The sequence below is a fragment of the Actinoplanes sp. NPDC049118 genome (assembly GCF_040648555.1).
In the GTDB taxonomy this organism is placed as follows: domain Bacteria; phylum Actinomycetota; class Actinomycetes; order Mycobacteriales; family Micromonosporaceae; genus Actinoplanes.
In genome coordinates this window covers 173,306-186,305 of record NZ_JBEZDY010000016.1, presented here as the reverse complement: position 1 = coordinate 186,305, position 13,000 = coordinate 173,306, and the positions used below count along the sequence as shown (strand labels likewise).

Sequence of the window (13,000 nt, the reverse complement as noted above, 5' to 3'; positions counted from 1 at the left end):
CAGACGTCCATGGAGAAACGCGCGCTGGTGCTGGGCGGTGGCGGCGTCAGCGGCGTCGCCTGGGAGATCGGCCTGCTGCACGGCCTCGCCGAGCGGGGCGTGGATCTCACCACCGCCGACCTGTTCGTCGGCACCTCAGCCGGTTCGGTCGTGGCCGCCCAGCTGACCGGCGGGGCCGGCGTCGCCGAGCTCTACGAGCACGAGTCGGCGGACGCGGCCGGCAACCGCAGCGCCGCCATCGGCACGCGGGTGCTGCTCGGCTTCGTGCTGGCCCGGCGGCCGGGCCCGCGGCCGGGCGCGGCTGCGCCGGGCCGCGCTGAAGGCCCGCACGGTGCCGGAGTCCGAGCGGCGCACGGCCATCGCCTCGGGCGTCGACGCGACGACTGGCCGGCCGCGCGGCTGCTGATCCCGGCCGGAGCATGACGGTGACGACGATCGCGCCACCGAGCAAGTTGCAATGAGAGCTTCGGCGGGCTCGGTGACGATGAGGTCGTTGAAGTAGCGGAAACAGGACGGCGGCGTGGATTTTCGGTGGCAACTCACACGGCGCATGACGCAGCCCGTCGGTTCTGGTTCGCTGCGGCCAAGGACCACGCCAGTGACGGCCAGGCCCCAAACGCAAAATCATGGTGCCCGGGCCAGCTCGCTGGCTGCGATCACTGTGTGCGTATCCCTAGTGTTTGGCCTCGGAAACCAATCAAAGACACGAGTGATCGCCGGGGTGACAACCTCGGCGATCACCGTTTCCCGGCCAGGCTGGTAGGTCAGCCGAAGGCCGAGCCGGCTGGACAACTCCGCCCTGTCACGCGGGTCGGCGCCACGAATCAGCCCCAGCAGGTCGTTGAACGCGTCCGCGATGGCGTCGAGCTGATCGCGGCATCTGCTGCGGCGGTGCCTCGGTGAGGCCGAGCCGGGCCTGAGCGGTCTTCCTGATAGCGGTCGTCTCCGCGATCCAGTCGGCGATGAGCGCGGGGTCGCCGCCGGCGTCTAGGGTGGCCCGGGAGTGGTTGATCTTGTTGTCGGCCTCGGTCATGCTCTGGCGCAGCTTGTCGATCTCGCCGGTCTCGTCGTGGGCTGCAAGCGCTACGCGGTACTGAGCATCGGCGACGCGGCGCAGGTTGTCGGCCAAGCTGGCGCCAGTTCGTCGCGGAGGAAGGTGTCGATCGGGTTGGTGCTGTGTCCTCGCGGAGGTAGTGCGCGGGTGGGTGGCTGATCTGGTGAATCCGCGTCTGAGGAGGCCAAGGAGTACTCCGGCGGCAAGATTGATTACGATCTCGACGCCACGGCCGAGGACTCGGTGAGGTCGATGCGAGCCGGTTCCTTCCTGGCAGCCAAGCGGATCAGTGAGAGCTGCCCATCGACCGCAGTCGCAATTTCACCGATAGCCAGTACGCGCGGATCGGGTACCGAGGCGGGAAGGGTCCATGATAGACCGCGCGATTCGGTGAGTACGAGCCCGGAGTCGGGTCGTGGGACGAGTCGTTTGCGGTCGCTGATCAACTGGATCTGCAGGTGACAACGTGGATGAGTGACAGGGGAGACGAAATGGGCTATCAAGTGATCGATCGGCGACCAGGCAACGTGACCAGGCAAACCTTCGGCATCGCCACGGCGGTCCATTTCTTCTCCGCCCTCTGTTTCGTCGCCATGGTGGCGGCGGAGCTGGAAGGCTGTGACGCGGGCGACGGCGCGGTACTCGCGCTGCTGCTGGCGATGGCGGTGGATCTGACCCTGACCGCCGTCGTCGTCGCGACGATGTACCGGCGGACCGCTGAGCATCGTCCGCTTCTCCTCGGCTGGGCGGCAGGCTTGATCCCCGCGCTGCTCGGCCTGGTGGCGGCGGCCGTGTACATCGGCGGGCTGGGCTCCGGCTGCCCGGTCTGACCTCCCATAGGCCGGCCGAAGCCCTGAGTCCAGTAGGTGCCGCCGTCGGCCTTGATTACCAGGCCGACGTCGACGGCGATGCTCTCGCAGTTGAGGATGTTGGCGCGGTGTCCGGCGCTGTTCTTGGGAGATCTGTATGGGGTTTCTTGCTGCCCGGCGCCGATTGGCCATTCGGCTCCTGCGCGTCGCGGGGTGCCGGACCGGCCGCCGCGCGACCGGGGGCCTTGGCCTCGCTCATCGACGGCTCAGCGGGCGCCGGTGCAGCGGCCTCGGTCTGATCGGCGACGTCTGTGGCTACGGCGATAGGTGCGTCCACCTGCATGCCCGATGACCTCGGTTATCGCTTCGCCGTACGACGTCCGTGCCGGCCTCAGCCGTATCGCTCGACGAGCGCGTTGCCGATCGAGGCCAGGTGGTCTCGCACACCCGGAGGACCGGTCACCTCGATCCATGCGACCAGCCCGGCAAGCTCGCCGGCGAGTATGTATTCGTCGTTGCCGCGGATCACGACCTCGATGCGGCCGTCGGTCGTGGAACCTCCCACCTCGAGCCGACCGCCGAACCCCATCCGGAGCACGCCTATCCCGTGGGGCGCGCACACCGCCCGGACCTCGAGGGGCGTTCGTTTGCGTTCGACTTCGTCGGCGATCGCGCGCCAGCTCTCGGCAAGATCGAAGTTCTCGGGCCGGTTCACGGGGTCGCCGGTCGGGTCGGCGGACGACATGCGGTCGATCCGGAAGGTCCGCCGGCCGGCCTCGGTGTTGGCGACGAGGTACCACGACGGACCTTTGGCGACGATGCCCAGCGGGTGAACGGTTCTCTCGGTTTCGCTGCCTTCGCGGTCGACGTAGCCGAGCCGAACCTGGACGCCGCGGATCACCGCGTCCTGGAGTTCGTCGAGGAAGCGCGGTGGTCGGGGCTCGACCCGGCTCGATCCCCATCGTCGCGGGTCCATGACGAGCGACGACGCTGCCGCCTCGGCCTGCACCCGGAACGGTTCCGGCAGGGCATGGACGAGCTTGCGCAGCGCCGCTTTCACGGCCGGCGTCACAGACGAGGCGGGACCGGCGACCAGGAACAGGGCGCGGGCCTCACTTGCGGTCAACCCGGACAGGTCGGTGCGGGCGCCGCCCACGAGGCGCCAGCCGCCGCCCCGGCCCTGCATGGAGTACACCGGCACCCCGGCCATGCCCAGGGCGTCGAGGTCGCGGCGGGCGGTGCGTTCGGAGATCTCCAGCTCCCGGGCGACCTCCGCTGCTGTCACCTGCTCGCGATGTTGCAGCAGAAGGAGGATGGCCATCAACCGGTCGGCTCTCACCCCGACAACACTTCCACCAAAACCGGTCAGGGGATGACCGGTATCGGTCCGCAAGATGTCGGCATGACAACCGATTTTCCCGAGCCCACCCGCATTTCGGTCAACGGTGTGGAACTCGAAGTCTTCGAAGCAGGCCGGCAGAACGCGGGGAACCCCATCGTGCTCTGTCACGGCTGGCCGGAGCACGCCTTCTCCTGGCGCCATCAGATGCCCGCCCTCGCGGCAGCGGGCTACCACGTGATCGTCCCGAACCAGCGGGGTTACGGTAACTCGTCCCGCCCGACCGAAGTCACCGACTACGACATCGCACACCTGTCGGGTGACCTCGTCGCACTGCTCGATCACTATGGATACGAGGATGCCACCTTCGTCGGTCATGACTGGGGTGCAGCCGTCGTCTGGGGCCTGACCCTGTTGCACCCGAACCGTGTCAACAAGGTGATCAACCTGAGCCTGCCGTACCTCGAGCGCGGAGAAGTGCCCTGGATCGAGGTCATGGAAGCCGTACTCGGCAGCGACTTCTACTTCGTCCACTTCAACCGGCAGCCGGGCGTCGCGGACGCCGTGTTCGAGGAGAACACGTACCAGTTCCTTCGGAACCTTTACCGGAAGGACGTGCCTCCCGCAGAGCCTCAGCCGGGCAATGCGTTGATCAACCTCGCCCGAGCGGAATCCCCACTCGGTGAGCCCGTCATGAGTGACAGCGAACTGGCCGTCTTCGTTTCCGCTTTCGAATCAAAGGGGTTCACGGGCGGAATCAACTGGTACCGAAACCTGGACCGCAACTGGCGCCTACTGGCGGATGTGGACCCGATCATCCGACAGCCCACCCTCATGATCTACGGCGACCGCGACACGGTCGCGAGGTCTGAGAGACTGACGGAATTCGTGCCGAATGTGGAAGTGGTCAGTCTGGACTGCGGTCATTGGATCCAGCAGGAGAAGCCGGATGAAACGACCGAGGCGATTCTGAAGTGGCTGGACCAGCGGGATGCCGCCTAGCATTCCAGCAGGAGATCCGCTTCGCGGTCCGCTGAGGGCTCGCCGGTTGTAGTCGCTGGTCATGCCTCCTGCGGGTTGGTGGCGTCAGCCACCAACCCGCTATGGTGCGCCGCCGTGCTCTCAAGGACTCAGGGGTAGGCGCTCACGTAGCCTGCAGTCTCGGCATCGAGAAGCACATCGATGTCTGACCTCGGCGCCGCTCAGCAGCGGTAGACACCAGCGGTCACAAGGGGCCTGCCACATCCCGGCGACATCGGGTTGCTCACCGACACAACCTGTCAACGGGCCCCGGTAAGCGTCGCGGGCGGACATGCACAGCTGCCGCATGCGGCCGCTAGAGCCCGGAGGCAGCCGTCACACTGACATGCGCTCGAAGATCACGTGCGCGGACCGGCCCCAATTCTTTCTGGGCAGAGTGCAGAAGGTTTCCGACGCCGCCGGCACCGAGTTCAGCGGTGACGAACTCGCCGGTCTGCTCGCCAACCGAGACACGCAAACCTTGCTGCGAAGATCGGCCCCGGCGGGAATGGAAGCGGCAAGATAGTGTTCGACGTCCCGGAAGGCGACGTCGCTTCCACCATGGAGCTGCACGGCTCGTACCTCTTCGACGGCGTCCGAGACGCCTTGCCGTAGAACCGACCGTGGTTCGTCGCCATGACGTTTCATTGGCTGATCAGATGATCGGGCGGGGTTCATCGGCAAGCTGGTAGCCCAGTACCGTCCCCTCCTCCTCGATTTGCGGTCGCCCGTTCCCGACCGCTAAGAGCTGATCCCCGGCACAGGGCGGCCGTCCTCGAGATAGCGCACCCGTTTTGTCTTCCAGGCGGCGCGTACCCGACGTCGGACCGGTCCGCTAAGCAGAGGCAGCGCCGTGTCGATCGGCAGGATCCGGCTTTTGGCGATCTCGACCGGCTGGATGACCACCGTGTCCAAGACGGCGTCGTCGTAGACGCCGCAATCGAAAAGGAAGCGCATACCACCCGGACGGCCAGGCCGTGGGCGCAGGAAGTCCACGCACACAAGCCGCCCCGTGGTGACGTCGAGGCCGCACTCCTCCTTGGTTTCGCGGCGACACGCATCCCAGGGTGACTCGCCGATCTCGACAATCCCACCCGGGATCGTCCAACCGCCCTTGTAGGTCGGCTTCAGGATGAGCAATCGGCCCTTGCGGCCACGTACCAGAGCTCCGGCAGAGGCCGGGATGGTCGGCAGTACGAACGCCGGCTCGGGTAGCTCACCAGCGTTGACGTCGCTCATGGAGATCATGCTAGATCTGGCGCGACCGATCGGCCATCCGCCGGGCTTGAGGGGCCTGTAAGAACAACGGTGTAACTCCTGAGCAAGGAGACGCACCTGATGACCGTCACGACTGATGCCGTGGATACTTCCGCGGTGGCGAACAAGAAGGACCCGGTGAGCACGTCGGGAGGCGTGGATGCCGAGTTGGTCGGCCGGCTGGTCGAGCAGGCCCGCGCGGCGGGCCTGCAGCTGACCGGCGAAGGTGGCCTGCTGCAGCAGCTGACCAAGCGAGTGATCGAGGCCGCAGGTGGACGGCGAGATCACCGTCCCGCGTGACCGGGACGGCTCGTTCGAGCCGCAGATCGTCCGCAAGCGGCAACGCCGACTGACCGGCGTCGAGGACATAGTCCTGTCCCTGTCGGCGCTCTCATCTCGCCAACCGGGTGGCATCAGGACGGACGAGGTTCTCGGGCATCCGCACGGTGACGACCTCGTCGAGCGCACGCAGTTCCGCGACGGCCTCGCCGTGCCGAGGGGCGTTGAGTTCGGCTAGAGCGTCGCGGGCCACGAGCAGGGCCCGCCGGGCCTCCTCGTGGCGGGCAAGTTTACGCAGCACGATCCCGAGTTCGAGGCGGGCGGGGGCGCTCCAGGCGGCCATTCCGGCCGCCTCGAACTGGGCCAGGGCCTGCCGGAGCAAGCCTTCCGCCTCGTCGAGGCGGCCCAGCGCCGCGAGGTCGTTGCCCATCTGTTGCTGAGCGCTCGCGCGGTACGACGCGATCAGGTCTCGCCGCTGCCCCGGGATCCCGGCCCGGCAGACGGCCTCGCTGCGCAGGTGGATGCCCAGCGCCTCCTCGGCCCGTCCGCACTGGCGCAGGTTGTTGCCGAAGGCATTCAGGATCGTGAGTTCGGCGAGACGGGCCTCGGGAGAGGCGGCGGCACGTAGACATGATGCCGCTTCGCCGAACCGGTCGAGGGACTCGTCGGTCCTGCCCATCCGGTGCAGCGCCGCCGCACCATGGCCCAGCGCCCACCCGGTCTGGAGTCCATCCCCGATCCCGCGCGCCACCTCTAGGGCCGCGTCCGCAGCGGCGAGGGCGGCGGGGTAGTCGTGGACGCAGAGGTTGTAGGCCCAGGCCAGGTAGTTGAGCTGGATCGCCTCGTCCGGCCTGCTGCCGAGGGCGCGAGCCGCGTCGACGGCGTGGCGGAACACCTCGGCCCACTGCTCCCAGTGCTGGTTCAGGTCGGAGAACCAGTGCATGGCTTCCGCCGTGTCGATGACCTGCTGGTGGTGTCCGGTCGCCCCGGCCCGGCGCAGAGCGGCGAGCCACTGGTCGCGCTCCGCCTCCAGCCAGGCGCGGGCCTGCGTGCGGTCGCCGGGGGAATCCTCGGGATCGGGGTCTCCGGTGGGCGGGTCCTGGCGGCACTCGGCGTCGAAGTAGAGGGCGGCGGTGGTGGCCCTGCGTAGCATCCACTGGGCGGCCCTGTCCTGGGCGGCCTCGTACGTCTCGGTGTCGTCCTCCGCGGCCAGCCGTTCGGCGGCGAACAGCTTCAGCAGGTCGTGGAAGCGGTAACGTTCGGCGGCGGGTTCAGGCTGGAGGAGCCCCGCGTCCACCAGTTCCTCCGCGTACTCGGCCGCTTGGGCGATCGACAGGCCGGCCAGCACACCCGCGGACTCCGGGCTGAAGTTAGGACCGGCGGCCAGGGCGGCGCGGCGGAAGAGCTGCTTCGTGGCGGGCGGCAGCCGCTCGTACGACAGGGTGAATGCGGCCCGCACTCGCAGACCGCCGGCTTGCAGGACGTCCAGCCGGCGGCCCTCGGCAGCGAGTTGGGTGACCAGCTTGCCGAGGCGTTCGCCGGGCCGTGCGGCGAGGCGCTGGCCGGCGATCCGGACAGCCAGCGGCAGGTGGCCGCACAGGTTCGCGAGGTCGCGTGCGGCCTGGGCCTCGCGCCGTACCCGTTCGGCGCCGACGATCCGCGTCAACATTTCGACGGACTCCTCCCGCCGCAGGGGTTCGAGGTGTGTCCGGTGGACCGCTTCGAGGCCGGCCAGGGCATGGCGGCTGGTGACGAGGGTCAGCGACGGTCCGGTGGCGGGGAGCAGCGGGCGGACCTGGGTCTCGTCCGCCGCGTTGTCCAGCAGAAGCAGCAGGCGGCGGTCGCCGGTGACGGACCGGAACAGCCCCACCCGGTCGTCCGTACCGGCTGGAACTGCCCAATCGGCCACACCCATCGCTCGTAGCAGGCGTCCGAGCGCGTCCCGGGGCGTGGTCGGCTCCGGATCCGTGCCGCGCAGGTCGAGGGCCAGCTGCCCGTCCGGGAAGTGCGGGGCCAGCCGGTGAGCGGCGTGCACGGCGAAAGCGGTCTTGCCCAGCCCGGGCTGCCCCGAGACCACGCTGACCGGTGGCTGCGCGGGGTCGGCGTGCTGCACGAGGACGAGCAGATCCTCGAGTGCCGGGACGCGCGCTGTGAAGTCGCGGATGTCGCGAGGCAGGGCCATGGTGCTGTGCGCCGGCGGCGTGCTCTGCCGGGGACGGGGCCGTCCGAGGCAGGCCGCCTGTTCCAGCGCCTCGGCAGCGGCGGCGTCCAGCATCAGCCCGTCGGCGAGGGCCTGCACGGTGCGCCGGTGCGGACCCCGGGTCCGGCCGCGTTCCAGGTCCGCGAGCGCGCGGACGCTCACGCCCGCGGCGTGTGACAGCTCCTCCTGGCTGAGCCCGACCTTCCTGCGCAGGTCCCAAAGCCGTTGCCCGAAGACGCCTCTGTCCGGTGTACCTGCGGTCATGGTCGATTTCCCGTTCTGGGTAGCGCGGCCCGGTTCCGGCACAAGTATTCCGGTCGCTACTTCTGCCGGTAAAACCGCCTGGAAAGCCCCGGCGCGGTCATGGTCCACTCAATTCCGGCCGGGGCGACATCTCGGGCAGGAACCGCAGGTCGCCCGCCGAACGTATGCGCCCGCGGGCGGTCGCTGACGCACGGCCGTACCCGCGCCGCCGGCAAGTGAATCGACAATGGTCGATCAAGTTGCCCCTGTCCCTGCACGACCGCCGTACGACCATCTGAAGGGGAGCACACGTGAGCGAGCACGAGGAGCACCGCACCGCAATGTCCAGGCGCCGAGTCCTGGCAGCCGGAGCGCTGGCGGCGGCAGGGGTGGCGCAGGCCGGTCTGTGGCCGTCCAGGGCTTCCGCGGCCGCCAAGCCGGCCATCTTCTACTCGCCGCACCAGGACGACGAGGCGATCGGCATGGCCGGATCGATCATGCAGCACAAGGCGGCCGGCCGGCCCGTATACCTGGTCCTGGTGAGCTTGGGGGTGAACGGCGAACTGGCCGAGATAATGAACCAGGGTAGGTGCACCAGGCTCGGCGCCAAGTGCGCGTCGCCCAGCGACTACCACAACCTGGGCTGGCCGACGGACGGCACCAGCATGGTCGTGCCGGCGCGGAACGCCGAGTTCAGGGCGTCGGCCAAGGCGCTCGGCGTCGACAAGATCATCATGTGGAAGCTTGCCGAAGACCCGTACAACAAGGCCGTGGACAAAATCACGGCGAAGGTGAAGGCCCTCGCCGAGCAGTACCCCGGGGCGTCGCACAAGTTCGCGGCCGGTTGGATGGACATCCTCCCCGGGCAACGGCCGAGCCCCACCCACAAGGCATGCAGCGACGCCGCATACCGGCTCATGAACGACGGAACGCTGACCGACGTGCGTTTCAACCACATCTACGGGTACAGCCTGCCGATGAACGAGCGCGGCAGGGGCGCCGCTTATGTGCTGAACATCCCCGACTCGCACATGAGGGCGAAGCGCAACGCGCTCTACGCCTACAACACCTGGGATCCGGACCGGAACCTCTACGCCCTGGGCTACCACAGCGTCGACTTCATGATGGAGGGCGCGCACTACGACGCCCGCGAGTTCGTGTACACCCTTCCGTCCAACTACCGGCCGGGAAAACCCTGAAAGCCACCCGCCAGAGGTCGCCCTCGCTCTCACCGGAGTGACTGGCGAACCTCATCCGCGTGCACTGCCGGATGCCAAGGAGCCGATGGCCTGATGAGTGCTGGTCCCGGCCGGGCGACAAGCGTGATGCCGGCGGCATCATTGCCTCGCCCGGCCGGGTTCGGCGCGGATCACTGTGCCAAGAACTCCGGTACCGGCGTCACGCCTTGCAGTGGTGCTTGTTGTTACACGGCAACTCGCCGACTCGTCGCGCTTCAGGCGTTGGCGGGGTGGTACTCCAGGCCGTCCGCGCGGGGCATCAGGACCGCGGCATGCAGCTGTTGACGGTGATGACGCGGTCCTCATCGATTTTGAAACCGATGAGCGCACCATGGAACAACACCTCGGTGTATACGGCAGTGCGAGCTGATGAAGGTCTCCCGATCCGCCTACTACCAGCACACTCGGGGCGCGCGGACCAAGCGGGACCGCGTCGACCAGGTCCTGATCGAGAAGATCACCGCCGTGCACGCGCAATCTCGGGGCACCTACGGAGCGCCGCGGATACACGCCGAACTCGCCACGCACGGTCATCGGCATGGCCGTAACGGGGTGGACGCCGGACTGGCTGCCGACGGCGCCGATCGGCCATCGGCCGGACTCCGGTCACCTGCTGATCGGTCACCGCATGCGGCGCCGGTGCGGCCGTACAGGCGCCGCTGTGGTGGCGCGGCGCACCAACTCGGCGGCGGTGCGGCTGTCCACGATCAGGTCCGAGATGAATCCGGCGGACAGCGCGGCGCCCAGGCCGGGGACCTTGCCGACCCCGGACGCCACGCAGACCGAGCGGCGGGCCCGGGCGTACAGCCCCAGCGGCGGCCCGCTGGAGCGGCGGTTGATCGGCAGGTCGCCGGAGCCCTGTTCGTCGAAGAAGACGGTCCCGATGTCCCCGACCACGCCGGCGCCGCGCAGGTCGCGGACGTCGCGCTCGCCGAGGAAGCCGGCGGTGTAGATGTGGCTGGCCGGATCGCCGACCAGCGCGCCGGTGCTGAACACCAGCAGGTCGGCGTTCTCCTGTAGCGCCAGAATCTGCTGGATGCTGCGCTCCCTCCAGAGGGCCTCCTTGGTCTCGGCGTGGTCGAAGAACGCCGGCACCGGAAAGAGGTGGGGGCTCGCGGCGAAGTTCTCGGCGAACCGGACGATGATGTCCGAGGCGTATGCCAGGCCGAAGCTCGCACCGTTTCCGGCGCCGTTGAGCTGCACCACGACGAGGTCGTCGACCGGCTTGGGGCCTAGGTAGTCGATGAGACTGCTGACGGTGTTGCCCCAGGCGATGCCGATCGTCATTCCCGGTTCCACCATCGCGGCGATCGCGTGTGCGGCGTACCGCGCGACGGCGGTGTTGATCCGGCCGCTGCTGGCTCCCGGGTGTACTCCGATGATCTGAAACCGGACGTGCGGATGGCGGGCCGTCAGGTCGGCGGTCAGCCGCGTGGACGCGTCGGCGGTCTCGTGCACCCGTACCTCGACCACCCCCGCCTCGCGTGCGAAGGTGAGCAGCCGGGACACCGTGGAACGGGAGACCCGCAGATAGTCGGCGATCTCCTGAGTGGACTGGCCCGCACCGTAGTACATCCGGGCCGCCGTCACGGCCAGCGCCTGCCGCGTCTCTGCCATCCCCGCCTTGCCCGGTCAGCCTTTGATTCGTTCCCTTCGATGCACCTTAGCCGAACAATCGATGCTCTTGGATGGAAATTTCCGCGCTTCCGTGGGCCGCCCGCGCACGGTTGTGCGCGGGCGGCCGCGTACGGGTCTGTGCGCCGGCGTCAGCCGATGGCCTTCCAGTTGGCCAGCAGCTTGTCGTAGTCGACCGTCTGGGGCCGGCCCCGCTCGTCGGAGAGCTTCGGCGCGGGAGCCCCCGGCCGGTCGACCCAGGACTGGGGGTCCACCTCCGGGTTCAGCTTCGGCGCGCAGGAACCGCCGTAGCCGCGGCGCTCGAGCCGGGCCAGGATCTCGTCCTGCTGCCGGGCCAGGTTGTCCATCGACTGCTGGGGGGTGGTCTCACCGGTCACGGCGGTGGCGACGTTCTGCCACCACAACTGGGCGAGCTTCGGGTAGTCCGGCACGTTCGTACCTGTCGGGGTCCACTGCTTGCGGGCCGGCGAGCGGTAGAACTCGATCAGGCCGCCGTAGTTCTTGGCGTTGCGGGTGAGGTAGTCGCTGCGGATGTCGGAGTCGCGGATGAATGTCAGTCCGGTGATCGACTTCTTCAACGACACGGTCTTGGCCGTGACGAACTGCGCGTACAGCCAGGCGGCGGCGCGGCGCTTGGCCGGCGTGTTCTTCAGCAGGGTCCACGAGCCCGCGTCCTGGTAGCCCAGCTTGTTGCCGTTCTTCCAGTACGCGCCGTGCGGGCTGGGCGCCATCCGCCACTTCGGCGTGCCGTCCGCGTTGACGACCGGCAGGCCCTTCTTGGTCATGTCCGCGGTGAACGCGGTGTACCAGAAAACCTGCTGCGCCACCGCGCCCTGCGCGGGCACCGGGCCGGCCTCGCTGAAGTTCATCCCGGCCGCCTCCTTCGGCGCGTACTTCTTCAGCCAGTCGACGTATTTGGTCAGGGCGTACACCGAGGCGGGGCCGTTGGTGTCGCCGCCGCGGCTGACCGAGGACCCGACCGGGCGGCAGTTCTCCACCCGGATGCCCCAGTCGTCCACGGGCAGCCCGTTGGGCAGGCCGGGGTCGCCGTTGCCTGCCATGGACAGCCACGCGTCGGTGAACCGCCAGCCCAGGGACGGATCCTTGCGGCCGTAGTCCATGTGGCCGTAGACCTTCTTGCCGTCGATGGTGCCGTTGCCGTTCACCTTGTTGGTGAAGAAGTCGGCGATGTCCTCGTAGGCCGCCCAGTTCTCCGGCACGCCGAGGTCGTAGCCGTAGGCGGCCTTGAACTGCCGCTTGATCTCGGGATCGGTGAACCAGTCGTAGCGGAACCAGTAGAGGTTCGCGAACTGTTGGTCGGGCAGCTGGTAGAGCTTGTGGTCCGGGCCGGTGGTGAAGCTGGTGCCGATGAAGTCCGGTACGTCGAGCGTGGGGGAGGTGACGTCCTTGCCCTCGCCGGTCATGTAGTCCGACAGGGGGAGGACGTAGTCTCCGCGGGAGTGGGTGCCGATCAGGTCGGAGTCGTTGACGTACGCGTCGTAGATGTTCTTGTCGCCCTGGATCTGGGTCTGCAGCTTCTCGATGACGTCGCCCTCCTGGATCAGGTCGTGCTTGACCTTGATCCCGGTGATCTCGGTGAACGCCTTTGCCAGTACCTGCGACTCGTACTGGTGGGTGGTGATCGTCTCCGAGACGACGTTGATCTGCATGCCCCGGTACGGCGCGGCCGCCTTGAGGAACCATTCCAGCTCCGCCAGCTGCTGCGCCTGCGCGAGCGTACTGGGTGTGAACTCGGTTGTGACCCACCTGCGGGCCGCGGCCTGACCGTCCTCCACCTTGAAGCTGCTCTTGGGGGTGTCGTCGTCCCCTCCGGTGCATCCGGCCAGCACCAGGCTCAGCGCGGTCAGGGACGCTACCCACCCGCCGATGCGTGACCTTGCCGACGATCGTCGTGACACGGTGACT

At 68.2% G+C, this 13,000-nt stretch carries 10 protein-coding genes and 3 pseudogenes; 7 read left to right on the top strand and 6 right to left on the bottom strand.

Translation table 11 applies throughout. The annotated features are described in order from the left end of the window. The first annotated feature begins 9 nt into the window (after positions 1 to 9). Positions 10 to 423, top strand: coding sequence for a patatin-like phospholipase family protein (locus AB0B58_RS25910; protein WP_360228521.1), 414 nt, complete (start codon positions 10 to 12; stop codon positions 421 to 423). A gap of 379 nt (positions 424 to 802) precedes the next feature. On the opposite strand, the gene AB0B58_RS25905 is transcribed toward AB0B58_RS25910, so the two are convergent. Further along, positions 803 to 1,129: a hypothetical protein gene (locus AB0B58_RS25905; protein ID WP_360228518.1), complete on the bottom strand. Its 327-nt coding sequence runs from the start codon at positions 1,127 to 1,129 to the stop codon at positions 803 to 805. A gap of 416 nt (positions 1,130 to 1,545) precedes the next feature. On the opposite strand from AB0B58_RS25905, the gene AB0B58_RS25900 reads away from it, so the two are divergent. Then, positions 1,546 to 1,884 carry a hypothetical protein gene (locus AB0B58_RS25900; protein WP_360228515.1) on the top strand — a complete coding sequence of 113 codons (339 nt, stop codon included), beginning with the start codon at positions 1,546 to 1,548 and terminating at the stop codon, positions 1,882 to 1,884. Positions 1,885 to 2,254: 370 nt separating this feature from the next. On the opposite strand, the gene AB0B58_RS25895 is transcribed toward AB0B58_RS25900, so the two are convergent. Further along, positions 2,255 to 3,256 (bottom strand): WYL domain-containing protein, encoded by a 1,002-nt coding sequence (locus AB0B58_RS25895; RefSeq protein WP_360228512.1) that lies wholly within the window; start codon positions 3,254 to 3,256, stop codon positions 2,255 to 2,257. A 9-nt stretch (positions 3,257 to 3,265) separates the two neighbouring features. Here AB0B58_RS25895 and AB0B58_RS25890 point away from each other — a divergent pair, with 9 nt between their 5' ends. Beyond that, the gene (locus tag AB0B58_RS25890; RefSeq protein WP_360228509.1) at positions 3,266 to 4,204 is read left to right on the top strand and encodes an alpha/beta hydrolase; all 939 of its coding nucleotides are present in this window, start codon (positions 3,266 to 3,268) and stop codon (positions 4,202 to 4,204) included. Between the two features lie 507 nt (positions 4,205 to 4,711). Continuing rightward, positions 4,712 to 4,837, top strand: a pseudogene (locus tag AB0B58_RS25885) (DUF4352 domain-containing protein); the annotation flags it as partial. A gap of 126 nt (positions 4,838 to 4,963) precedes the next feature. Here the strand turns inward: AB0B58_RS25885 and AB0B58_RS25880 are convergent. After that, the gene (locus tag AB0B58_RS25880) at positions 4,964 to 5,461 is read right to left on the bottom strand and encodes an NUDIX hydrolase (RefSeq protein ID WP_360228506.1); all 498 of its coding nucleotides are present in this window, start codon (positions 5,459 to 5,461) and stop codon (positions 4,964 to 4,966) included. Positions 5,462 to 5,560: 99 nt separating this feature from the next. Between AB0B58_RS25880 and AB0B58_RS25875 the strand changes: the two are divergent. After that, positions 5,561 to 5,867, top strand: a pseudogene (locus AB0B58_RS25875) (transposase); the annotation flags it as partial. Positions 5,868 to 5,870: 3 nt separating this feature from the next. Here the strand turns inward: AB0B58_RS25875 and AB0B58_RS25870 are convergent. Beyond that, positions 5,871 to 8,222 (bottom strand): helix-turn-helix transcriptional regulator, encoded by a 2,352-nt coding sequence (locus AB0B58_RS25870; protein WP_360228503.1) that lies wholly within the window; start codon positions 8,220 to 8,222, stop codon positions 5,871 to 5,873. Positions 8,223 to 8,512: 290 nt separating this feature from the next. On the opposite strand from AB0B58_RS25870, the gene AB0B58_RS25865 reads away from it, so the two are divergent. Together AB0B58_RS25865 and AB0B58_RS25860 are read left to right on the top strand one after the other, a co-directional pair. Next, positions 8,513 to 9,400 (top strand): PIG-L family deacetylase, encoded by an 888-nt coding sequence (locus tag AB0B58_RS25865; RefSeq protein ID WP_360228500.1) that lies wholly within the window; start codon positions 8,513 to 8,515, stop codon positions 9,398 to 9,400. Positions 9,401 to 9,808: 408 nt separating this feature from the next. Continuing rightward, positions 9,809 to 9,976: pseudogene (locus tag AB0B58_RS25860) on the top strand (IS3 family transposase); the annotation flags it as partial. A gap of 84 nt (positions 9,977 to 10,060) precedes the next feature. Here AB0B58_RS25860 and AB0B58_RS25855 read toward each other — a convergent pair. Together AB0B58_RS25855 and AB0B58_RS25850 are read right to left on the bottom strand one after the other, a co-directional pair. After that, the gene (locus AB0B58_RS25855; RefSeq protein WP_360228497.1) at positions 10,061 to 11,056 is read right to left on the bottom strand and encodes a sugar-binding domain-containing protein; all 996 of its coding nucleotides are present in this window, start codon (positions 11,054 to 11,056) and stop codon (positions 10,061 to 10,063) included. 149 nt (positions 11,057 to 11,205) lie between these two features. Beyond that, positions 11,206 to 12,993: an ABC transporter substrate-binding protein gene (locus AB0B58_RS25850; protein ID WP_360228494.1), complete on the bottom strand. Its 1,788-nt coding sequence runs from the start codon at positions 12,991 to 12,993 to the stop codon at positions 11,206 to 11,208. Positions 12,994 to 13,000 lie beyond the last annotated feature (7 nt).

What these genes read in the sequence shown, in the direction of transcription:
- AB0B58_RS25870 (WP_360228503.1), bottom strand. Translation starts at nt 8,222, where the DNA reads ATGACCGCAGGTACACCGGACAGAGGCGTCTTCGGGCAACGGCTTTGG.
- AB0B58_RS25890 (WP_360228509.1), top strand. Translation starts at nt 3,266, where the DNA reads ATGACAACCGATTTTCCCGAGCCCACCCGCATTTCGGTCAACGGTGTG.
- AB0B58_RS25880 (WP_360228506.1), bottom strand. Translation starts at nt 5,461, where the DNA reads ATGAGCGACGTCAACGCTGGTGAGCTACCCGAGCCGGCGTTCGTACTG.
- AB0B58_RS25910 (WP_360228521.1), top strand. Translation starts at nt 10, where the DNA reads ATGGAGAAACGCGCGCTGGTGCTGGGCGGTGGCGGCGTCAGCGGCGTC.
- AB0B58_RS25900 (WP_360228515.1), top strand. Translation starts at nt 1,546, where the DNA reads ATGGGCTATCAAGTGATCGATCGGCGACCAGGCAACGTGACCAGGCAA.
- AB0B58_RS25855 (WP_360228497.1), bottom strand. Translation starts at nt 11,056, where the DNA reads ATGGCAGAGACGCGGCAGGCGCTGGCCGTGACGGCGGCCCGGATGTAC.